This is a genomic window from Wolbachia endosymbiont of Drosophila incompta (assembly GCF_001758565.1).
Taxonomy (GTDB): Bacteria; Pseudomonadota; Alphaproteobacteria; order Rickettsiales; family Anaplasmataceae; genus Wolbachia; species Wolbachia pipientis.
The window spans coordinates 574,545-596,876 of the sequence record NZ_CP011148.1 but is presented as its reverse complement, the minus strand read 5'-3'; the positions used below and the strand labels follow the sequence as shown (position 1 = coordinate 596,876).

Sequence of the window (22,332 nt, the reverse complement as noted above, 5' to 3'; positions counted from 1 at the left end):
TCTTTGATTAATTGATCAAAGGTTTTCTCATGTTGCATGTTTTGCATAATTTGTAATTTAAATAATTCTTTTGTAAGCTTAGGTACTCACTACTCTGCCATATTTCCTCGAGTTTAACCTCATTAACATTACCAAAATTTCCTAATGTCTTACGGAGTTCATCTGGAGCACAGCAAGGACTAAACTTTCCTTCATTGTTTATCCATGCTTCTTTACCTAAAAATGGGCATTGACCACCTGGAGCCAAATCCTTAATACCTTCTTGAGAAAGAATTGTAAAATTTTCTAATTTTATCTTTTTACCATTTGGTAATAGCATATTATCTCTAAGCTCATATAACCTTCTCACCTCTGTATTCCATCTACTAATTGCTAACTCATCTCTTCTCATAGATAGATCCTTAATTTCCTCAAAATGTGCCCAAAGATGATGTCCTTTAACTCTATCTATGCCGTTTTTTATGGCCATCTTAACTATGTCATAGAGTTCATGTAAATTACTTTCCAAAAATGTTAATTGTAAAGTAACGGTACACCTTTCACCTGTATCGCTAAAGTATTTATCTCTAACTTCAAGGAAAGTTTTTAAATTTTCTGTCACTACTTCCCATTTTGAACCTTTCATGATTCTTTCATGAGTTTCTTTAGTTGCCCCATTCCAGGAAATCTTAACATCAGATAAAATTGGTACCAATAGTTCAGCCCATTTTCTAGCTCCTTTAATAGGAAAAGAACCATTGGTTGTGAGGTTAAGCTTAAGGTTGAACTCATGGCACAAATTGATTATTTCATCAAAGCTTTTATACATTAAAGGCTCACCCATAGTAGAAGGAATGATTTCCCTTAAAGGTGTTCCAGCTGCTTCCTTAATTACTTTTCTGATAGTTTCTATCGACAGTATCTTAGGTTTTATTCCTTTAGCTTTCTTTTCTTCTTTAACTTTGCTGTATGGTGAAAAACATTCGCACATTATACAAGCAAAATTGCAGTAATCTGGATTAGTATCAAAAGTAATTCTCCAAGGACCGGGTTTAACAGCTACTGATTTGCCTTTCTTTTCAATAGCATTACGGTAAATCTTGTTAAGTTTTTCAGTATGCTCACTTATAGAAGGTATATTTCCATTTTCAGTATAAGGATAGCCTTTTTGGGTAAGTTTATTGTATAACTCCTGATTTGTAGATAGGACTTGCATTTTTTCTGATAAACTACTTGCATCTCTGTGCTTAAACAATAGTCCATCTCTTACATATTCTGCCATACCACCATAATCGGCTGTTATAACTGGTATTCTAAGTTGCTGTGCTTCATGTATTACTAATGGTGAATTTTCACCCCAAATTGAAGGAACGACTATTGCATCAACTTTATTAAATACGTCAGTAACTATATTCTTATTATCATAACTTCCCATCCACTCTATTCTTTCTTTAACAACAGGTGAAAACTGATCGGCAATCGCTTTTAAAGTTTTAGTTTCTTCCCTTGCTGCTCCCCAAATTCTAAGTTTTGCTTTAGATGATAAGTGAGAAAAAGCTTTCAATAATAGATTAACACCTTTTTCGGGAGTATGAGTACCAATATAACCGAAAATAAACTCTTTTTCTTGTGCTCTATTTCTATTCTTAAGACGATTGAGATCAAAACCATAATCAAGATAAGAAATTTTGTTTATCGGAACATTAAAATCCTGAGTAAATTTATCCATCAAGAATTTTGATGGGGAAATAAAGTAATCTATATAGTCTATTATTTTCCTTGTGTGCTTCATTCTAGTTGCAACCCATTGTTCCCAATAATTTATGTCTAAATTCAGGAATTCTTCATCTCCTGTAAAATATCCTTTGTAACATTGGGTTGCACATTTTTGATCCTTTTGTCCATCACAAAGCCGTAACAAATCTTCAGAATTACGTTGAATAAACCTTCCTCTTGGACACATTAACCAAAAGTCATGTAGCGTAAAAATTGTAGGTATATTTTCTTTAAAAGCAATTTCTGGTAAAGTAATTGATAGATGATTAAGATGACCAAAATGTATAAGATCTGGCTGAAAGTTATCTATTACTCTTTTAAATTGTCTATCTACTTCTTCATTGATAAATTTGTAACGATATTTAGCTGTGGGTATATTAATTAAATGCAGTAAGATTCTGGAATCACTACGATCTAGGACTGTAGTGTAATAAAAATCAGGTAAAAAGCTATTTTCATACCTAGTAAATACTTGTACCTCATTGTTATTTGCTAGTTCATGGGCAAGAGTTTGGCTGTAAACCTCTGAACCAGCACTATAATAAGGAGGGTAACCATGAATAACTTTTAATATTTTCATATATTACCATATCTATATTGTTAGGATATTCTTGTGTATTGTTTTGTAGACTTTTTATAAATTTACTTAATCCTACTTCTAATGAATGTTTTGGAGACCAACCAAGTAGCTCTTTAGCTCTAGTAAAATCACCATGAAACTTAGTTACGTCAAAATTTCTTGGAGGATAAAAATCAATTCTAGAATCACTTTTCGTGACTTTTAATATTGTTTTTGCCAAGTTTTCTAAAGTACATGGGCTATTAGTAGTAAGATGAATAGCAGGAAGAGAAGATTTTTCACTTTGTAAATATTTAACAGTTAAGCATATACCCTCTATAACATCATCCAAATAGGTAAAATCAAAAACACATTCTTTACCTTCTATTTTAATTGGATCACCTCTTAATGCATTAATACAGAGTGCAGGAATTACTCTACTGTTATGATCTAGTAAACCACCGTATACATTTGAAAAGCGTAATATTGCTACATTAAAATCTTTTGAACTTGTTATTTGTTCCTCAATAAATGCTTTACCTTTTGCATAATTATTTATTGGATCGATACTAGCAGATTCTGTAACTGGCAGTTTCTTCTGCTCTCCATAGACTTCCCTACTACTTGCATATATAAACCATGGTTTATTTGGAAGTGACTTACATAACCCTAAAAACCGAATTGTACCATCAACATTAATTTTTTGACACAGTGTAGGATAAAGTTCACCATGTATAACTCTAGAAATTGCAGCCAGATGAATGATTCCTGTACACTGAGCAAGTAGTGGTACTATATCTTCTGAAAAAAAACTGAGTGGATTACCGTGAAACCTAATATCGCAGCTTATTACTTCATGACCTTGGTTTTCTAACTTTTTCACCAAGGTCGACCCTATCAAACCTGCAGCACCTGTTATTAATATCCCCATGTATACCCTCTACTACAACTAGGAAAATTTGTCATACCAATTATCTTACAAGTAAGAATTAAAGGGTATTATAGAACCAGTATAAAACAAATGTCAACTTAAATTAATGAATAAAAAAATGTAGTTATGAAAGAAAAGTTGGCTGCCTTCTTTCTTGAAAATAGTGTTCGGCTTTAATCAAATCCTCCTTATTATTTACTCCCATTGCTTCTCTTTCATCAGAAACTACATAACCTACACTCAAGTTATTGGTTGCTGCAATGGGCACTATATCATTAAGACAATATTCATTGGTCGAATTATTAAATTTTATTTCTTTTACTAAGGTAAAAAGATCTTTAGCATATGAAACTATTATTCCAGAGTTTGCAAGAAGCATTTCATCTTCACTTTTCAAGACTTTTTGAACATTGTCATTATCATCAATTACTAATCTTCCATATTGCTTATCTTGACTATTAAATCCAAGAAGAACTAAATTTTTATACTTTAAACAATCAGTCATTCTCATAACTGTATCACTAGATATAAACGGGGTGTCTCCGTACTGTATTAAAACTATGTCTTGGTCAGATAACCGCTCCAGGCTTTCTAGGGCAATTTTAACTGCAGTGCCAGTACCTGTAATATTTTCTTGAATTATCAATTTTATATTATATTTATCAATTATATCTTTTAAGGTACTAAATCTTTCTAACTCCTTTAGAAAAGGCTTGTTAATGACAATTGATAGACTTTTTAAACTCAGCGGTTTTGCATTGTGAATTATATGCTCTAAAAGAGTAAAATTTCCTACTAGGTGTAGTGTTTTTGAGTACTGTGAATTCATTCTACTGCTTTTTCCTGCTGCTAATATTATCAACGTGTTATCCATACATAACTCAAGAACTTACTAGGAGGTAAGTTAAGTGATAATTAATGAGTTGTAAAGTCTACTATAGTTTCCTAAATGATCCAGAAAAAATAATTAACATGCTTGAAATATATAAATCCTCTATGACGCTAATATAGATTAGCCGATAAAGTAAGCTTCCCAGAACTACTCATTTATATTGACCCATCAGTACTTATACAAAAGCTAGTTGATCGAGAAAATAGGCAAATCCTTATCAACGGCCTACTACTTTTCCTAACTTATGCTTCCTTGTTATATTGTTGAGTATACTTTTTAAATAGTTTTTTTCTGTTTTCTATCAACCAATAGAAGTTTCTTTTAGCCCATAAGGATATTTATATAGGAACTGATATTTTCTATGCTGGCAAGAGTCTTGACGCCGTAAAAAAAACTACTCAATAATTGGGTAACTTCTGATGACATTTTCACTGTACATTTATCGCACAACATTAGTGCTACAATCACAGGTGTAAAGGTATTAAACAACCTTTAAAAAGTTTCACTTTTCCCTTAATCAATTTTTCCTTTGATATAAGTGTTTATTGCTTTTGCCCTCTCTGTTGTTATAATTAACATTTTGTAGTAGTTCAAGATGAGTTTTGCATATTCAGAGAAAATCGTCCATAGAATCAGCATCTAGCTTATCTAGGTTAAAATATATAGTTTTACAAGATGACTATTTATGGAAGAACATGGTGGGGTAAGAAGTGGCTCCAGTCTTTTGACGGAATAGATTATGATAACCGTCTTCCACGTGGCAGAACTTGTGCTAATACTGGTCGAGCTTTTGGTATTAAAATTAATGGTCACATAGTTACAGCTAAAGTTCATAGCTCAGGATCTTACCCATATCGTGGTTCAAAACCTCAACCATATAAAGTCAAAATTATACTCAATGAATTAAGCTCATCAGAACAACAGACCATTCGTCAAATTATTGAAACTTCACCAGCTATATTAGCTAAATTGATAAATAGACAATTATCAGCCAGCTTGTTTGATAAGCTTAATGATCTTGGGATTAAATTATTTCCTTCAAATTGGCAGGAGATGAATGCAAGTTGTAGTTGTCCTGATTGGGCTATGCCTTGTAAACACATTGCTGCTGTAATTTATCTTATTGCTGCAGAAATTGATAAAAACCCCTTCATGATTTTTAATATTCATAATTGTAATTTGTCAGCACTTATCGATGATTTTGGGAATGGAAAATTAGAAAATGCTCAAAACATTTTAAAGATAGATGATATATTTAAGGCATGTTCTAAAATTAGAATACATAACCAAGCAATTTTAAATGATATTGATTTATCAACTATTCCTAACCTTTTTGATTGTATCAGTAGTATTTTAACAGATAATCCACTTTTTTTTGAAAAAAACTTTCATAATATCTTACAGATAGCTTATAAGCATTGGCAAAAGTATCCTGCAGGAAGATTAGTGTACTATCCAGCTTCTAAGAAGGAACTATCAGAAGAGGAGCTATTTATTAAAAGATGGGGAAATATTGAGAATTGGCAAACATTTCAACTATTCATTGATGATCAGCATTACCTTACTCAAGTGAGCAATGGTACAACTAATTTATTTAGGCTCAGTGGAAATGTATTGAGGGATGTAGCACGATTTTTAAATGATATTCCTAGTTCGTTACTCCACAAACTTAACCCTGAACTTCGCTTCATGCATATGATTTCACAGTTTGCACATATGCTAATGGAAAAGTCAGCGCTAATACCACAAGTATTACAAAACAAAAGAGGAGAAGTAATAATTAGGTGGATTCCGGCGTTGTTTAATGAGTCAGTTAAGGAAATTCATAGCAAGATATCATCTATTTGTCCGCCTCTATTGATTAAATATCAAGAAATCGTTATGGAACCAGAGGAACAAGTAAATGTTGCTATCTCTCTCATCCTTTTAGGGTATATAGAAGATAACTTTCCTGCATCACTGGATAAGCATAGAGATAAATCCATCTTTGAATTATTCTTTACTGGAAGATCATACAAGTTTACTGAGTTTAGCAACAAGGAAATACCGCAAGCAATTAATCTCTGGCTTTCACGTCTTTATTTAGCAGATAAACCTTACAAACTCTATTTAATGATAAAAGATCACCATGAAAAATTTGAACTTGAGGTACAGTTATCACTGGATGATGAGAAGTCATTCATCAAGCTGGAAAAAGCACTCTCTAATCAAAACGTAAAGCTTAGTATTTTATCTGATCTTGCACTTTTGTCTGAATATATACCTGAACTAGAAAAGTCGATTGACGATAATAGCACATTATCATTTAATTTAGATAATTTTGCACCATTATTTTTGCATATCTTGCCTGTACTAAGAGCAATAGGCATCAAAGTTATTTTGCCGAAATCTTTACAAAAAATCTTAAAACCACAATTAAGTCTTAATTTGCCTACTAAAGATAAAATAAAAGAAGATCGCGAAAGCTTTTTAACGCTGGAAAATTTATTGAAATTTGATTGGAAAGTAGCAATAGGAGATAAAAAACTAAGCGTTACAGAATTTAAAAAATTGCTAAAAGATTCCCGAGGGCTTGTGCGAATAGTCGATCAGTACGTCCTTTTGGATGACAAAGAGGTAGAAGCTTTATTAAAAAAACTTGATAAATTGCCTGATTATTTAAGTCAAGCAGAGCTTATGCAAGCTGCTCTAACAGGAGAAGTAAATGAAACTAAAGTAGCATTTGACCAGCAGCTTACAAGCTTATTTAATAAACTTAATACTTACACACCTGTTACTACACCAAATAATCTAATAGCACAACTACGCACATATCAAGAACGTGGATTTAGTTGGCTTGTACAGAACATAGAAAACGGGTTTGGTAGCATAATTGCTGATGATATGGGTCTTGGTAAAACATTACAGGTTATAGCAGCTATTCTGTGTTGCAAAAATACAGGGTTTTTGGATCGGGACAGAGTCTTGGTAGTAGCTCCCACAAGCATATTAAGTAATTGGCAACGAGAGATGGAACGTTTTGCACCAGAATTAAAGCTTTTCGTCTATCACGGACAAAATCGAGAATTGGCAAGTGATTATGATGTAGCTCTAACATCCTATGGTCTTGCACGTCGTGATAAAAAAGAACTTAATAAAATTCGCTGGTTTTTGCTCGTGATTGATGAAGCACAAAATATAAAAAATCCTAATACCGAACAAACCAAGGCAATTAAAACTATTGCAGCAAAACATAAGATAGCTATGAGTGGTACGCCTGTTGAGAATAGGTTGCTTGAGTATTGGAGCATTTTTGACTTTATCAACAAATCTTATCTTGGTACTCCTAAGCAGTTTAAAAGCAGCTTTGCAACACCGATTGAAAAAGCAAGAGATAAAACTTGTCTAGAAAGGTTTATGAAAATCACTAGCCCTTTTATGTTACGTAGGCTTAAGAGTGATAAAAGCATTATTCAGGATTTACCAGATAAAATTGAGAACAATCGTTATTGTTCCCTCACTTCAGAGCAAACAGCGCTTTATCAAAAGGTTGTTGATACAACTATGGAGAAGATAGAAAAAAGTGAAGGGATTGAACGTAAGGGACTAATCTTTAAACTTATCAATGCTTTAAAGCAAATTTGTAACCATCCATCACAGTTTGGCAAGAAAAAGCGTGCGAGTATTGAACAATCCGGTAAAATGCAGATGCTTGAGGAAATATTGATTAGTATTGGTGAAGTTGCAGAAAAATCATTGATATTTACTCAATACACTGAAATGGGTGAGATTATAGCTAGGCTACTTGAAGAAAGGTTTGAATCAGAAGTACCATTTTTACATGGAGGACTTTCTAGAAAAGCACGTGATACAATGATTAATGACTTTCAAAACTTATTCCAGTCCAACATTCTTATAGTGTCTTTAAAAGCTGGTGGAACAGGGCTTAATTTAACAGCGGCAAACCATGTAATACATTACGATTTATGGTGGAATCCAGCAGTGGAAGCACAAGCAACAGATCGGGCCTATCGTATCGGGCAAGAACGTAATGTCATGGTGTACAGGCTACTTTCAACAGGTACATTTGAAGAGCGTATTGATGAGATGATTCAAAGCAAGAAGGAATTAGCAAACCTAACTATAAGTAGTGGCGAGAGTTGGATTACAGAATTTAACAACGATCAATTAAGAGATTTAGTTAATATAAAAAATGCACTATAATATAGCTGAGTTATTTAATGTAAAGAACCAGCTAACTACCGCTAATAGTTCAAAATAGAGACAAAGATTTATATTTCGTACTTTATGTCTCATTGGTAGGCAAAAAGCCTGTAATTACGTTTTAAAGTGATTCCACTTTAAACTGTACCCTTTAGCACCTGTAATGCCCTTTAAAATTTGAATAAAAAGCATCTTTAATAATTCTATTCATGAACCAAAAAGTAATTGCCGTTTTCAGAAACTTTTCATTTTTACAGATGGCTTGAAAAGATTATCATTAATAGGTAGGCCAAACTCCTCCAAAGAAAAAAGTTTTTAATTTTTTCAGAAAAAGTCATAAGAAACCCGGTATATATATAGTAGAGGGTTTTCTATCAAAGACACCATTATGAATTATATAGCAGAAAGAAAACATTAGTTTTTTTAATTTATTTTAAATATATCAACAGAATAAAAACTAAGTGGTTGACATGGTGAGTAAAATGTAGTAGAATTATAATAGAGCATTTTTCCTTAAAAGAAAGAAGATACTAAAACCTCACTTTTCACCTGAACTGACTTCCTTTACTTGTTAATATATTTTTCAAGCTTTGCCAAGAGAACCCCCACCGTAGTTTTTACTTACATAATGAAAGAGTAAGACCCCAATCAAAACAGCCTTACTCAAAAACCTTTCAAACGCTTAATCTTAAAAAGAGTTTCAACTTATGGTACAAGATTTTTTAACTGATGTCAAACAAAAAAATACTTTAAATGATGAATATTATGATTTTAATAATACTGTAGAACCATTAGAGCAATTTGATGTAGAAGAAATAAAAAGACAACTATTATTAAACATAAGATCATGCCTTTCTTATTTATTCCCAAGGGGAACTTTTCATGGAGATGAATTCCGAATAGGTGATGTGCATGGTAACAAAGGACAAAGCCTCAGAGTAGCATTAACTGGTGGAAAAGCCGGACTCTGGCAGGATTTTGCAACTGGGCAGAAAGGTGATGTTCTTGATATTTGGGCAGGTGCACAGGGAAAAGATACAAAGAGAGACTTTTGTGAAGTGATGGCCTCTATAAGTGAATGTCTTGGATATAACAAGAAATGCGCAAAGGCTGATGAAGACTTCGAGAAATTTATTACCCACAGTTGGAATTATTATGATGAAAATGGTCAGGTCATTGTAAAAATTTATCGTTCTGATCCTCCTAAAGGAAAAAAGCAATATAAGCCTTTTGATGTTAAACAATCTCGGTATGGTGCGCCAAAAGTAAGACCTCTCTATAACATACCAAGTATTTTAAAGTCTGATAAAATTGTTCTGGTTGAAGGGGAAAAATGTGCAGAAGCGCTGATAGAACAAGGTATCACAGCAACAACAGCAATGTCTGGAGCAAACGCACCAATTGATAAAACAGACTGGTCACCACTTAAAGGTAAGCATATTATCATTTGGCCAGATAATGATGAAGCAGGTAATAAATACGCAAAAAATGCTGAAAAAAAGCTTTTAGAGATCGGAGTTGCATCACTTGCTGTGCTTGAAATTCCTCGAGGTAAGCCTGAGAAATGGGATGCTGCTGATTGTGTAGAGGAAGGTATAGATGTCAAAGAGTTTTTAGCTTCAACTCCGTTGCTTACTATTGATACTCCAGCTACTGATACTTCAAATATGAAAAGTTTAGAAAGATCCACAAAACAGCCACTTAACATTTTAGATTGGAGTGCAGAGCGCTTTGTAGGTCCGGTACCAGAGCAAAAGTTTCTTGTTGAAGGTCTATTTCCTTTAGGTGTTACTTCAATAATAGCAGCAATGGGAGATACAGGCAAAGGTATGCTTCTTCTTGACCTAGCGCTTAAGGTTGCAAGTGATAAGGATCAGATGTGTGGCTTTGGTTCACTTGTTACTGAACATGGATCAGTAGTGATTTTTTCAGCAGAAGATGATGCAAGTGAGATACACCGCCGCTTAGAACGACTCGACCCTAAGTGTGAAAGGTTGAAACATAAAGATAAATTATTTATTGTACCACTGCCAAACGTCAGAGGATCACTTACAATACTCAGAAATGTTCGTGGTAAAATCGTCGAAGTTTCTCCTGAATTCGAATCCGTAATGAAACAGCTCGAGGAAATTAAAGATCTGAAATTGATAGTATTTGATCCACTTGCTTCATTTATCCATTATCCATGCAGATATAAATGCTGATCCTGCTGTAGGGGATTATCTAATGTGCTTATTATCTGATTTAGCATGTAGTACTGGAGCTTCGATAATTACTGCTCATCACATGAGAAAGCCAAAAGGAGAAAAACCAATATTAACTGCTGAACAAGCACGCGATGCAATTAGAGGTACCTCTGCTCTTGTTAATGGTGTTAGATGCTCATACGCTTTTTGGCCAATAGAAAATACAGCTAGGCTAGAAATCTTTAAGGCAGTAGGAGAAACACCAAGACAGAATGCTTTGTTTCATGGGGCAGTTGTGAAGGCCAATGGTTTAGCTGATCGCACTGTAAGAACTTACCTAAGAAATCAGGAAACAGGGCTACTAGAAGATATAACAATACAACTAACAGTTAAAAATGCTAGTGAAAAAGACCTTAAAATATGTCTTACTGATGCAATTACACGATCTGCTGTTGCAGGACACCCATTTACTCACACAGGAAGCACAGGAGTATATAAACAACGGCATAGGCTACCTGAGATTTTCCACAGTATGGGAAGAGATCGACTAGAGCGTATAGTTCAGGAACTTTTACAAGCAAAGCAGTTAGTTAAAGGAATGTCTACAGGTGCAAAAGAGGATAAGTGGCTTGACATTCCAACTGGACCATTTGCTTGTGGTATAGGAAAGTTCACTCTTGGAGCTGAAGATTTTAGCTATAGGCAAAATTTAATGTTAGGATAAGTCTTTCTTTATGGGTGGCTCTTTAAATATTTTAGAGTTGCCCTATTTTCTCTATTCAATCTACCATCTACTCAATCTAACTTCGGAGCCACAACCCTATTATAAGTTATGATTTCAATTAAAAAGGGATAAGACATCAAATGGTTGAATTATATTCCTGATTCCTTGGTTACTAAATAAGTAATGAGAAACTAGGAAGCTAAAGATCGCTTGAATCCTAACCTTTTGCCCTCTATTCCTAAAAGTGTTCCTAGTTATTATGTGTCTGAAGTCAGCCAGTATAGCGGATTCTGCGTTCCTAAAACCCTTATATATTATATATATATAATAGTAATAAATAATAATAGATAATATAAAATAATAGTAAAATACAAATAAAGTACAATAACTTAAACAGCAAAAAGAAAGAAGTCCAGAAAGGCTGCCACAAAATATTATTAAGATATTTACATTTAATGAAAAATACAATTAGTGCGTTTTTAAAAGGCTCTTACTCTCATCTTTTTTTTATGCTGATAAAACTCAAATAAACGTTGGTCTGCTAATGCGGTTTTAAAACGATTCTACGACTTCAGGGTACAATTATACCACCAAGACCTAAGTTGCTCATGTAAGGTAGCTTAAAAATCGATTATGAGGCATTTCTAAATTATTTTTTATCTCAAATTTTTATTTATTACAAAAAACCCTAAAGCTAGTCTATCATGTTTTTTTGTTGGTTGCAAAGAAAATTTTTCAAAAAAGATTGAACAACTTGTGGTGAGTATAAGGGGTTAATGGAGACTATATGAGAATACAACAACTTTTATTGCAAACCTCTGAGCAATTGATTGCAAAACTCTCAGTGATGAAACAATCTTTATCAGCAAATTGTAGATGAAGCTAAAGGAAAAAAGTTTGAAGTTACTGCCATAGAAGAAGAGACAGAAGCTCGTAAAATTTGATTGCTGCTTAAAATGGAGACAAAGAGCAAAGTTTATTTACGTCTCCAACAGAAAAGCTTCTTTTGTAGTAGTCAAAAAAAGCAGAGATATAGGGCTTTCTGAAGGGAGGGGGTCTGGTAGAGACTCATGACCTTGAAACCAGCGATTTGGTCTCATAACCATAGTCTCCCCAAAAGAACCGTGCTTGCGGATTTCCCGCACACGGCTCCACAATACAGCGTTCACACTAGTGCTCCTGTGTATAAAGAAACATATACCTTTGGTTTTGGTAATGGATTTACTTTTAAATAGTGTATAAATTGTTCCCAATCCATACTTTTCTTTTGACTACGTCGGTTTATCCACTTAAATGCTAACTTTGTTACCGGTCGATAGAATTGAATCAAACACCGATAATTTCCGCTAACTCCGAAGTAGCTATAGTGTCCTGTTAGTTTGGCTTTAAGTTTCTGCCACCAATCTTTGAGACAGATACGACTTCGTACCATCTTCAACCATTCTTTGATTTCTTTAATCTTTCTGGCTAGGCTTATTTTTGAAGTTTTCTGCTTCATCATAAGTTTACCATTACGACTTTTTCCACAATAATGTGTAAATCCTAGAAAGTTGAAGCTAGCCGTCCTACGTTTCTCTCTTTCTGCTTGATACCATTCTTTCTTACCAAACTTTACTATTTTTGTTTTATTTTCAGCTATTTCCAACCCAAATTTACTTAGTCTTTGTTTCAGTAATTCTAGAAATTCTTTTGCGTCTTCTTCCCTCTCGCAGCCAACTACAAAATCGTCGCAAAACCTTATTAGCTGTAAATATCCTCTGGCTTTTGGCTTAAATTTCTTTTCAAACCATAAGTCCAGCACATAGTGTAAGTATATATTAGCTAATACAGGGCTTACTATACCACCTTGTGGTGTGCCTTGATCGGTTGCTTTATAACATCCAACTTCGACTATTCCTGCCTTTAGAAATCGTTTTATTAACCACAATAAATTTGGGTCAGCTATTCGTTCCCTTAGACAATTCATTAGCCATTTATGTTGAACATTATCAAAGAACTTCTTGATATCCACTTCTACAATATAGTTAATTGGTTTGTGCATAACTGCTTTATCTAGAGCGTTTATCGCCTGATGACAATTTCTTCCTGGTCGAAATCCATACGAGCTGTCCATAAAGTTTGCTTCATAAATATTTTCTAATATCTTCTTTAGCATTACCTGTACCAACTTATCTTCCGTTGATGGTATTCCGAGACCGCGCTTCTCTTTGCTCCCGGCTTTGGGTATGTATACCCTTTTCACTGGTAGCGGTTGATATTGTTTTCTCTTCATACTATCCACTAGTGTTTTAAGTTTCTCTTCTAGATTTTCTCCATAAGCTTCCACTGTCACACGATCTATACCACAAGCCTTGTTGCGTTTTAGTTCCTTATAACACTCTGCAAGATTCTCTTCATTAATCAAATGAACTAATGATGTAAATTTTACTCGCTTATCTTGCTTAGCCCTTACTGCTATCTGGTTTAGTTTTCCTTGCATACTCCTCTAATCTCTGTTGTATTGGTATAGCAATCCCTATACCAGTCACTATATTGCTAACCGCTTCCCCTTGTATGTGGCTTTCCCACACTCCGAGTACTATCAGTTAGTCCGACTTCCTTTGCATCTTCCTCCAGTCCTCGCCTTTATTGACTTGTTCCAGAGTACCCTTACAGGAATACAAAGGATCTCCCAAGTTCACGTAAGGTCCATCTCAACACATGACGCGGCCTTCGATCCCGATGAGGTGAGTAATATCTTGCCTTAGCGTTATTACCCATGTTGCCTTCCACCAAATGTAAAGTGTCAGCCCCCATGACGCGTGAATTACGGGACTCAATACCTTCACTTTCGTTGCACCCTATGTTGTCCATTCCATTAGCTTTACTACGCTCGTTACCTTACGCAGCATAATGGTTTGTTCCAGGTTGCCGGCTAAGCTTTACCCGTGTTGGATTTTCACCAACTGTTCCTTACGCACTTCTTGGCGCACACATTTTACACCCCCGATGCTTGAATTTTCCATACCATTCCTGAATTATCTCTAAGTGGTGGTGTGTGTACTCTGTATCTACAACTACCTATGGAAAAAGTATCTCCTACCATTGGCTTTAATACATCAAACACACTTACTTCCAACAATAAAATTTCTCCTACAAATTGTCCTTCACCAATCTCGTATAATTTATCTGGCTGTTGCTTTAGTACTTGTACCATATATGACTTATCCTTTGATTCATACAAAGCTACTTTTCCTAAATGGGCAAAACAATCTTGCAATAATCTCTTAATATTTTCTTGCATATTTTTCTGCTATATACTAACCTTTACATGCTAAGAAGGGGCACACAGGTAAAGCATTCTTCTGCCTCACCACTTTATAGTTGCTCTACCTGTGTTGTTATGTTACAACGACTTTTACTAATACTCCCGGTCTATGGCACATTGGCAGAGAATTTGACTGAGTATGTAAATTGGTCCCTCTATCAAATCTTCTTGGCTCTTGTTTCGCGTAAAGTGGCTGTCCAAGAGTATTTACTGTCTCATTAAAGTCTGCTGGTGCAAAATACGTTGTAAATGTGCTCGCTGTTCCTAGTGGAAAACAGTTTCCACTTTCTCTTTCTATAAATCTTCTTACGGTTCCTTCAGGGTCGGTTGCTTGCCCTCTATACTCTTCAAATGTTATTCCACAGAACGTAAATCCTGATCTCATGTCATTCCTCAGCGCTGCTCCTTCTTGCCATCTTTCATATGCCTCTTTCACTTTACTATGCGAAATTAGTGCATCAAAAAACTCTGGACTTACCAGTGCATGAATCCCCGTCATATATTCACCACTTAAATTGTCCTCAACATGGCGCAATACTTCCAGACACTTACGCTTTACATCGGTTGTCGCAGTCCCCAATGCAAAATTTACTACTTTTGGTGTAATTTCAAATTCGTTGTAAAGGTTTAATAACTCCGACCCATCAGCATCAAGAATGATTCCCTTCAGCGCTCCCATTCTCAAATGTTCTAACGTTATTGCGTGTTTATTTCTCATTAGCTGCAAATGATCAGTTATTACATCTGCCAATGCTTTCAGTTCACTTTCTGACCCAAATGCCCTTATTCCCTGTACTTCCTCAGGCAACACTACGTCATCATGTGGTATATGTGGAATGGTAAAAGTTCTTATTTTTCATTTTCCACGTTTTCCTACTGTTGCTGGTGCTCCTGGTAACTGCGTTGGTAGTAAACTTAATACTCCATTTTGCTCCTCTATAGTAATATGTCTAAATCTTACTGACCTACTTGGAAACAAATTTAAATTTTCAACTCGTCCATAATTTATCGGCAATATATTTATCGCATTTGTTAGTGCCGTCATGCTAAATGCTGTATTTGTAAATGGATTTTGCATTTTTTCTTTTCCCCCTTTTGTATTTTTAATAGTTTTTTTAAGCTCCCTTGCGGATAATGATCCCTCGTCCTTCAAGGTGCTTTATTGCTGCAGTTTTCTGCTCTTCAATGATATTTGCTGGCCATACAACTGCATGATCTGCTAGTATTGCACCACGAGCAATAATTACTCCTTTACTATTTTCCTTTGCGTTTACATCGCTTGCTATCACTCCTATAGCCGTTTGTGTCCCATCTGTGGCAGTTGGATTTAAAGCTTTAATAAAACCATCTTTAGTATCATAACCAACTACTTTTCCCAGCTTTAGATTTTGTCCCTTGGCTACTGTTATTTGATCTCTTGAATATAGGTTGGACACTTCATATTTCAGAAGATCGCCTAAATTATTTCCTTCAGTTATACTTATCATGTCTTTTTCTCTCCTTTTTTTATTTTTTTACCGCCATATTTGTGGTTGTTATACACGGCGGTTATACACATACTTTAAATGTTTGATTGCGCACGACTTTTCGCTACCTGCATCATCAACTCTTCTCCTGAATTCTGTGGTATTGCACTTAGTATTTCTGTCTTCTTCGTTCGCTCTGCAAGTAACTCCATTAAAACTTCCCTGGCTTGCTCAACACTTACGCTTTGCTCAATAAATTCTCCTATCTTTTCTGGCATTCGTGATAAGTTACATAAACGTATTAATTCAAGAACTTCAGTACGATACTTAGTTAAATTGTCAGTTTCTAGGTCATTTGTAGTTTTTTCATTCATAGTAATATCCCCTTTTTTATTAATAGATTTAAACTCTGAAAGAATTGTAATTCCATCTGCAAGACCTATTTCTACTGCTTTCTCGCCAAAATATAGCCCTGCTTCTGTTGATTTTATTGCCTCTACAGAAAGGTTTCTATTGCGTGCTATTAGCTCAACCAGCATTCCATATAAACGATTCACTTCGCTTTTTAGGCTTTCTAAACTCTCAGAAGTTATTGGCTCATGTGGATTTAAATCATTTTTTCTACTTCCTGCAAATACTGTCGTATATTTTATTCCCTGTTTTTCATCAAACCCACTTTGATCTATATGACTTGCTATTACTCCTATGCTTCCAACTCCTGAAGTTCTAGTTACCAATACTTTTTCAGCACTTGATGCAATTGCATACGCCGCAGAATACGCATCATCATTTGCTATTGCCACAATCCTCTTTTTTCTCCTTGCTTGGTAAATAAAGTCGGAAAGGTCGAATAAACCGTTTACTTCTCCTCCGGGGCTGTCTATGTCCAAAATTATTGTTTCTACTTCTTTATCTATTAAAGCTTCTTCTATCTCTTCACTTATCTTCTCATACGATGTCATCCCCAATACATCATCAAAAACTTCTGACTTTTTCGTCAAGATTCCATGTATTGGTATTATTCCTCTTTCACTATTTCTTACCGCATGTTTTATATTTTTAAAGATAGGCTGCTTTCCTGTTTGTAGTGACAGTAATTCAAAACTCCTTGGTTCTACCATTACACATCTGTTTAGCCATATCGCTTGGTTTTTCATATTATCTCTTGATTAGTAGTAACGTCGGAATCAAAACTTAAACCCAAGGAACTAGCACGTCTTTGATCTTCTGCAATTTCTTGGTCTATTTCTTCTACATCATAACCTAGCTCTGAAACCACTTCTGATCGACTCTTAAATCCATTTCTTACTGCCATTTGTTGTGCTTGCTGGTCTTTTAAAGGATCCACCCAATCAAATCCCTGTGGTATCCATTTTACTTCTTCTTTCGCTGCTTTTGCTACTTTTTTATCTATACTCAGTTCTCCACAGAGTACTGCTAATTCTAGCCATCTACTCCATACTGGTCTGCAAAATTGAAATACCATAATGTTGTGTTGCAGCATAGCACATCTACGACGAAACTCTATTAATCCTGCTCGAATGGATGAATAATTAACGCCCGTTAAATCTCCTGTTAGTTGCTCATATGTTATCCCTGTGCCTATTGCTATTGCCCTCAGCTGCTGTCTCATGAATGCTTCATAACTTCCTCCTACATCAGATGGCTCTGAAAATTTTATGTCTTCTCCTGGGTCTAAAAGCTGCATTGTTCCTGGCTCTAAACCTGATAGTGCTACTCCTTGCTCATTACTTTCACCTTCTCCTAAAATATTTGCTTCAGGATCGAGCCTTGTAATAAACCCTGCAAACATCGCTGCTGTCTTTTTTCTCACTAATTCTGCATCATCATATTGATCAAGTTCATAGAGCTTTAGCAGTATACTCGAAAGCCATGGCTCTCCTCTAATTTGCCCAGGTCTTAATGGTCTATAAATATGTAAAACATCATTTGCTGGCACTCTCACTGATTCACCAAATGAGCCTTCACCAGGGTGTTCTTTAAATAGGTAATATGCTTCTCTTTGCCCAAGCTTGTTAAACTCAATCCCGTTTCTTATTACATTACCATTTCCTAAAGTTTGATTTGTTTTATTATCTAAATGTTCAGACTCAAGTACTTGCAGTTGTAATGGCACAGAAAATCTATCTTCCAGCTTTCTCGTTCTTAAACGTACAAAACATTCTCCTCCCTCTATCATACTTCTGCATACTAGAGCTTGTAATCCATAAAAATCACTTACTCCGTTACTGTCTGCTTCATCTGTCCATCTTAGCCATAATTCTTGCACCCTCTTTCGAAATTCCCCACCCCTTGCTTTTGATTGCGGTTTTATTCCTGTTCCAATAGAGTTACTTACTATTGTATCAATAATATTTGCTGCATATGGATTTTTTCTCACCATATCACGTGATCTACTACGTAAAGTTTCAAGGTTTTGAGACAGCAAATTGTTTATACTTCCTAACTCTGGTTGAAAGTGAAAAAATCTTCTTCCTGAGCCTGCAGCATCCCAGGCTGAGCTTTTTATCTTTGGTTTGTTAAATAGTTGTTTGAATGATTTTAATAACATTTTGCCTCTTTGATTATGCAACAAGTTGTTGCACAATTTGACATTGAAAAATTATAGCAAGTTGCTAGAGAATTTGGTCAACAGATTGTATGTAGAGAGTCATTACTCTGGACTACGTTTATAAATTTCTTTTCGATGTCCTATTGCTGCAATTTTGACCATGTGCTCTGAGTTATCTATTAAGTATATGACTCGATAATCGCCAACACGCAACCTAAAGTAGCCTACCCATTTATGCGATAAAGCCTCACCTACTTTATCAGGAATAATTGTGAGACGTTTTTCTATAGCTTTTTGCACCCTTAACCGTATTGTTTTCGGAAGAGAAGGAAGATCTTCGGTATCTACACCTTCTAAATAACCAATTTGGTAAATTATTCCCACTTGATATCTTCATGTCTAATTATTTTTGCTCCAGGAACATTACGTTTAGCAGCAAGTTCAAGTAGAGCTATTTCTCCTTCATCCATTTCGTCACCTTCAGATAGTTTACTTACCTCAAGTTCTTCTTCTACTAGATCTTTTACAATTTCTTCAATAGTTCTATTTTGAACTTTTGCCATTTCTGTAAGATACTGAGCAAATTCCCCCTCAAAATTTACATTAACATTAAGCCTTCCTTGACTTTGATCCATATTATTCACTGTAAGATATCAACTCTAAACTATAACATTTTTACATAATTTTGTCAACCCCTTTATTTGTTGAAAAAACAATTTTTCTCTTTGGCTTCATACCTGCAATTTTCAATTCAGCCTTAATACGTTGTCTTAAGCTTAGTAAATCATTTATATCTACTTCAGCATATCTTACAACATGGTCACCATATGCAATTGATACTACTCGCTCTCCGTTTTGTAGTTTCTTTATCGCTTCTTCGACTTGAATTAGATAATCTTCGTTATACATTTACTACTCGCTGATCCATTTGCTTTTCACTATTTTCTTTGATTTTTTACTTTCTGGTTTTTCACTTAAACTATTCCATTTACTCTCTGGCCAACGATCGATTCCAAGCGCAATAGATGCTGCTCTTGCATAAATCCTACAGTCTAATACTTCATTTCTTTCTCTTACCTTTTGCCACTCTTGTTTGGTATAACCTTTTACTACTTTGCTGACTAATTGCTCTGCCGTTAGCTGCTTAAAATATTCAGGTGCATACTCGGGAAAATGACAGTATCCTGCTGGAGCTTCTTCACCGTCCTTTAAAACATTAAGTAATTGAAAAAGTTCTGACTTTAAAATCGATACTCCCACTGGCCAGAGCTTTATTCCTCTTTTTAGCTTTTGACCACCAACTGTTATATCTACTCTACTTGGGCTGCTAAGTGGTACTAGAGCTTTATTTACACCTTTCACTGCCATTACTCTTCCAGAGCCTTGATGACCTCTTACCCAATTGTATACTTCTTGTGTCGCATACCCAGCATCAACCGCCATCATACTTATCATGTATTCAAGACCATTTTCACCGATAAAATGATGATTTAAGAGCTCAGAGAGTTTTCCCCATACTTCTCCTCTTCCAGTATCACCTTCAAATACTCGGTATTCTATTGACCAACTTTCGCGGCTTTTTCCCCATGCTACAACTTCTACTTCTAAACGATCTTTTTGGACATCTACTCCTGCAGTAAGCACCACTTCTCTCCTAGGTACTGTGCCTACGGGAAAAAATTCTCTCCTGTTAAATAATTGCTTCCAATCTGGTACTTCTCCTTTGTCTACCCAGGTTTCTCCAAGCGTAGTATTTATCCATACTTTTAGTAATTGTTCACTTTCTTTTGCATGAAGAAAATCTTCTACTGCTTGAGTCCAGCTATACCAGCCTACTGGACTATAAAGACTTGAAAGATGAAATCCTTTTTTCTCACCTTTTACTCTATTAGTAGGTCTCCATTCTCCACGCTCAAGCATCTCTGTCTTTTGATGATTTTCTATTTTGCCGCTACATTCAGTGCAGACATAATGTGCTGTTCTTGAGTCGTTGTTTTCCCATTTAATTTGTGACCATTTTAGAACTTGATAGTAATTACAATACGGACATGGTACAAAAAAGTACTGCTTATCTGTTGCTTCAAATTCTTTCTCAATTCTGCTTATTCCATGAATCGTTGGTGTTGATACTAAAAAAATCTTTCGCCGTGCAAATGTATTAGTTCGAGCAATACTGAGCAGCACTGGATCTCCTTCACCACCTGAATCTCCTGGATAGGCGTCTATTTCATCAAGAAAGAGATATTTTACTGGCATAGATCTCAGTGCTACACTGCTATTTGCTCCGGTTATTACTACTATTCCACCTGGAAATTCCTTACTTTGTACAGTATTGCCTGAGTCTCTTGACCTTGGGTCTTTTACTTTACTCTTTAAACATGGCGTACTCTCTATTAACGGCGCAAATCTTCCTTTTGACCAACGCTTTCCCATTTCAACTGTTGGCTGCACAACTAACATTGGACCAGGAGTCTGATCTATAATATAGCCTATCCAATTGTTACCAGCTTCTGTTCCTCCAATCTGCGCTCCTTTCATGAATACTACTTTTTCTGCTGGTGAGGACGGAGAAAGTGAATCCATGATTTCTTTTAAATAAGGAGTTCTTTCTGTTCTCCATTTACCTGGCTCTGATGCTGCAGTTGGCGCTAAAACTCGATACTCATTCGCCCACTCTGACACTTTAAGTAGTGGATCTGGCTTTAAACCTTCAGAAAAAGATGTAGCATATATCATATCGCTAGCTCTTCACCATCATTAGATGATACCTCAACATCACTTAAAATAGAACTGCACTCACTTGTTTTCTCACTTTCGAGTTCAATAAACATTTTCTTTTCAAGTGCTTCTTCTATGTACTTCTGAGTTAAATTACTCATTGCTATTGCAGCTATGAGCGCAACTATTCCCACCATTACCGCAGCTATAATGTTAGGGTAAATTCCCACTATCACTATTGCACATACTGTTATAGAAACACAGACGATATTGATATATTTCTTTATTTTTTTGTCTGCTATTTTCCTTTCTTCAAAATATTTATTGCTCAATAAATGAAATGTTGGAAAGTTCTTCTGTCTTCCAAATAACACTATTTCCTTCTCTTTGCTCAGTAATTTTATTAATTTTGCGTTGTTCGTTATTATTGCATACTGAAAAACATCCGTGGCATCTGCTCCTCTCTTTAGCAACAACTTTACTACGTTAAAGTGACCATGCTTTATAGCAACATAAATTCCCGTTTTTCCACTCTCATCTACAGCATCTATTTCAACTCCTTCACCAAGAATACCGTCTATTAGGTCTTCATATCCTTTTCTGGCAGCTAAATGAAGCAAACTGTTTTTATCAGCTCCGTATCTATTACTTGCTAAAATCTTTACTATATCTAATCTATTTGCTTCTTTTGCATAACAAAATGGTGTCTTGCCATTATCATCCTTAATTAAAGGATCTATATCTTCTCGCGTTAGTAAAACTTCTATTGTTTTCAGCCTTTCAGCATAATGTAGTGGCGTTTTATTTTCATAATCTTGTAAGTTAACCCCAGCATTAGGAACATTTATTAAGCATCTTACAATATCTAAACATAAGTCCCTTTCGTCGTAATTACTACTACTTATAGCTACGTGCAAAGAAGATAATTTCATTGCATTTCTGCCGCTGCCAACTACATTAACATTCGCACCAAGATTTGAAAGTAATTTTAGAGGTTGTCCGGAAACTAGTAAATTCAA

The 22,332-nt window shown here is 35.2% G+C and carries 17 protein-coding genes and 1 pseudogene; 3 read left to right on the top strand and 15 right to left on the bottom strand.

The genetic code is table 11. The annotated features are described in order from the left end of the window. Nucleotides 1-7: 7 nt before the first annotated feature. The 3 genes from WG67_RS02565 to WG67_RS02555 all read right to left on the bottom strand — a co-directional run bounded on the left by WG67_RS02565 (nucleotide 8) and on the right by WG67_RS02555 (nucleotide 4,119). Entirely contained in the window at nucleotides 8-2,335 is a 2,328-nt protein-coding gene (locus tag WG67_RS02565; RefSeq protein WP_070356862.1) for a glycosyltransferase, read from the bottom strand. Then, the gene (locus tag WG67_RS02560) at nucleotides 2,292-3,245 is read right to left on the bottom strand and encodes an NAD-dependent epimerase/dehydratase family protein (RefSeq protein WP_070356861.1); all 954 of its coding nucleotides are present in this window, start codon (nucleotides 3,243-3,245) and stop codon (nucleotides 2,292-2,294) included. Before WG67_RS02560 ends, WG67_RS02565 begins: the two co-directional genes overlap by 44 nt. A 124-nt stretch (nucleotides 3,246-3,369) precedes the next feature. Continuing rightward, nucleotides 3,370-4,119, bottom strand: a complete 750-nt coding sequence (locus WG67_RS02555) for an NTP transferase domain-containing protein (RefSeq protein ID WP_070356860.1) — start codon at nucleotides 4,117-4,119, stop codon at nucleotides 3,370-3,372. 693 nt (nucleotides 4,120-4,812) lie between these two features. Between WG67_RS02555 and WG67_RS02550 the strand changes: the two genes are divergently transcribed. From WG67_RS02550 to WG67_RS07820, 3 genes are all read left to right on the top strand, one after another. After that, complete coding sequence (locus WG67_RS02550) at nucleotides 4,813-8,340, top strand: DEAD/DEAH box helicase (RefSeq protein ID WP_070356859.1); 3,528 nt, start codon at nucleotides 4,813-4,815, stop codon at nucleotides 8,338-8,340. 707 nt (nucleotides 8,341-9,047) lie between these two features. Beyond that, nucleotides 9,048-10,544: an AAA family ATPase gene (locus WG67_RS02545; RefSeq protein ID WP_410543619.1), complete on the top strand. Its 1,497-nt coding sequence runs from the start codon at nucleotides 9,048-9,050 to the stop codon at nucleotides 10,542-10,544. 22 nt (nucleotides 10,545-10,566) lie between these two features. Beyond that, nucleotides 10,567-11,250: a hypothetical protein gene (locus WG67_RS07820; RefSeq protein ID WP_410543618.1), complete on the top strand. Its 684-nt coding sequence runs from the start codon at nucleotides 10,567-10,569 to the stop codon at nucleotides 11,248-11,250. 1,165 nt (nucleotides 11,251-12,415) lie between these two features. On the opposite strand, the gene ltrA is transcribed toward WG67_RS07820, so the two are convergent. The 12 genes and pseudogenes from ltrA to WG67_RS02485 all read right to left on the bottom strand — a co-directional run. After that, on the bottom strand, nucleotides 12,416-13,729 hold the full coding sequence (gene ltrA / locus WG67_RS02535; RefSeq protein WP_006280268.1) for a group II intron reverse transcriptase/maturase: 1,314 nt from the start codon (nucleotides 13,727-13,729) through the stop codon (nucleotides 12,416-12,418). Continuing rightward, nucleotides 13,692-13,820: a hypothetical protein gene (locus WG67_RS07505; RefSeq protein ID WP_255324786.1), complete on the bottom strand. Its 129-nt coding sequence runs from the start codon at nucleotides 13,818-13,820 to the stop codon at nucleotides 13,692-13,694. Before WG67_RS07505 ends, ltrA begins: the two co-directional genes overlap by 38 nt. A 407-nt stretch (nucleotides 13,821-14,227) precedes the next feature. Further along, entirely contained in the window at nucleotides 14,228-14,533 is a 306-nt protein-coding gene (locus WG67_RS02530; protein ID WP_007550857.1) for a head-tail joining protein, read from the bottom strand. Nucleotides 14,534-14,630: 97 nt separating this feature from the next. Continuing rightward, nucleotides 14,631-15,635 (bottom strand): annotated as a pseudogene (locus WG67_RS02525) (major capsid protein). Between the two features lie 37 nt (nucleotides 15,636-15,672). Next, nucleotides 15,673-16,044, bottom strand: a complete 372-nt coding sequence (locus WG67_RS02520) for a head decoration protein (protein WP_010082142.1) — start codon at nucleotides 16,042-16,044, stop codon at nucleotides 15,673-15,675. Between the two features lie 74 nt (nucleotides 16,045-16,118). Then, entirely contained in the window at nucleotides 16,119-17,180 is a 1,062-nt protein-coding gene (locus tag WG67_RS02515) for a S49 family peptidase (RefSeq protein WP_006280203.1), read from the bottom strand. Beyond that, on the bottom strand, nucleotides 17,177-18,595 hold the full coding sequence (locus WG67_RS02510) for a phage portal protein (protein WP_070356858.1): 1,419 nt from the start codon (nucleotides 18,593-18,595) through the stop codon (nucleotides 17,177-17,179). Before WG67_RS02510 ends, WG67_RS02515 begins: the two co-directional genes overlap by 4 nt. A gap of 102 nt (nucleotides 18,596-18,697) precedes the next feature. Next, nucleotides 18,698-18,979, bottom strand: coding sequence for a type II toxin-antitoxin system RelE family toxin (locus tag WG67_RS02505; protein ID WP_010962706.1), 282 nt, complete (start codon nucleotides 18,977-18,979; stop codon nucleotides 18,698-18,700). Next, on the bottom strand, nucleotides 18,970-19,230 hold the full coding sequence (locus WG67_RS02500; RefSeq protein ID WP_012673197.1) for a hypothetical protein: 261 nt from the start codon (nucleotides 19,228-19,230) through the stop codon (nucleotides 18,970-18,972). The genes WG67_RS02505 and WG67_RS02500 overlap by 10 nt, the downstream gene beginning before the upstream one ends. A 40-nt stretch (nucleotides 19,231-19,270) precedes the next feature. Further along, a complete protein-coding gene (locus tag WG67_RS02495) occupies nucleotides 19,271-19,504 on the bottom strand; it encodes a gpW family head-tail joining protein (protein ID WP_010962704.1) in 234 nt (77 codons plus the stop codon). Between the two features lie 3 nt (nucleotides 19,505-19,507). Then, complete coding sequence (locus tag WG67_RS02490; protein WP_012673198.1) at nucleotides 19,508-21,331, bottom strand: phage terminase large subunit family protein; 1,824 nt, start codon at nucleotides 21,329-21,331, stop codon at nucleotides 19,508-19,510. Continuing rightward, nucleotides 21,328-22,332 (bottom strand): ankyrin repeat domain-containing protein (locus WG67_RS02485; RefSeq protein WP_070356857.1); only part of this gene is annotated, 1,005 nt, incomplete at its 5' end. The genes WG67_RS02485 and WG67_RS02490, both read right to left, overlap by 4 nt.

What these genes read in the sequence shown, in the direction of transcription:
- WG67_RS02565 (WP_070356862.1), bottom strand. Translation starts at nt 2,335, where the DNA reads ATGAAAATATTAAAAGTTATTCATGGTTACCCTCCTTATTATAGTGCT.
- WG67_RS02545 (WP_410543619.1), top strand. Translation starts at nt 9,048, where the DNA reads ATGGTACAAGATTTTTTAACTGATGTCAAACAAAAAAATACTTTAAAT.
- WG67_RS02530 (WP_007550857.1), bottom strand. Translation starts at nt 14,533, where the DNA reads ATGCAAGAAAATATTAAGAGATTATTGCAAGATTGTTTTGCCCATTTA.
- WG67_RS02560 (WP_070356861.1), bottom strand. Translation starts at nt 3,245, where the DNA reads ATGGGGATATTAATAACAGGTGCTGCAGGTTTGATAGGGTCGACCTTG.
- WG67_RS07820 (WP_410543618.1), top strand. Translation starts at nt 10,567, where the DNA reads ATGTGCTTATTATCTGATTTAGCATGTAGTACTGGAGCTTCGATAATT.
- WG67_RS02515 (WP_006280203.1), bottom strand. Translation starts at nt 17,180, where the DNA reads ATGAAAAACCAAGCGATATGGCTAAACAGATGTGTAATGGTAGAACCA.
- WG67_RS02490 (WP_012673198.1), bottom strand. Translation starts at nt 21,331, where the DNA reads ATGATATATGCTACATCTTTTTCTGAAGGTTTAAAGCCAGATCCACTA.
- WG67_RS02550 (WP_070356859.1), top strand. Translation starts at nt 4,813, where the DNA reads ATGACTATTTATGGAAGAACATGGTGGGGTAAGAAGTGGCTCCAGTCT.
- WG67_RS02495 (WP_010962704.1), bottom strand. Translation starts at nt 19,504, where the DNA reads ATGTATAACGAAGATTATCTAATTCAAGTCGAAGAAGCGATAAAGAAA.
- WG67_RS02555 (WP_070356860.1), bottom strand. Translation starts at nt 4,119, where the DNA reads ATGGATAACACGTTGATAATATTAGCAGCAGGAAAAAGCAGTAGAATG.
- WG67_RS02510 (WP_070356858.1), bottom strand. Translation starts at nt 18,595, where the DNA reads ATGTTATTAAAATCATTCAAACAACTATTTAACAAACCAAAGATAAAA.
- ltrA (WP_006280268.1), bottom strand. Translation starts at nt 13,729, where the DNA reads ATGCAAGGAAAACTAAACCAGATAGCAGTAAGGGCTAAGCAAGATAAG.
- WG67_RS02520 (WP_010082142.1), bottom strand. Translation starts at nt 16,044, where the DNA reads ATGATAAGTATAACTGAAGGAAATAATTTAGGCGATCTTCTGAAATAT.
- WG67_RS02500 (WP_012673197.1), bottom strand. Translation starts at nt 19,230, where the DNA reads ATGGATCAAAGTCAAGGAAGGCTTAATGTTAATGTAAATTTTGAGGGG.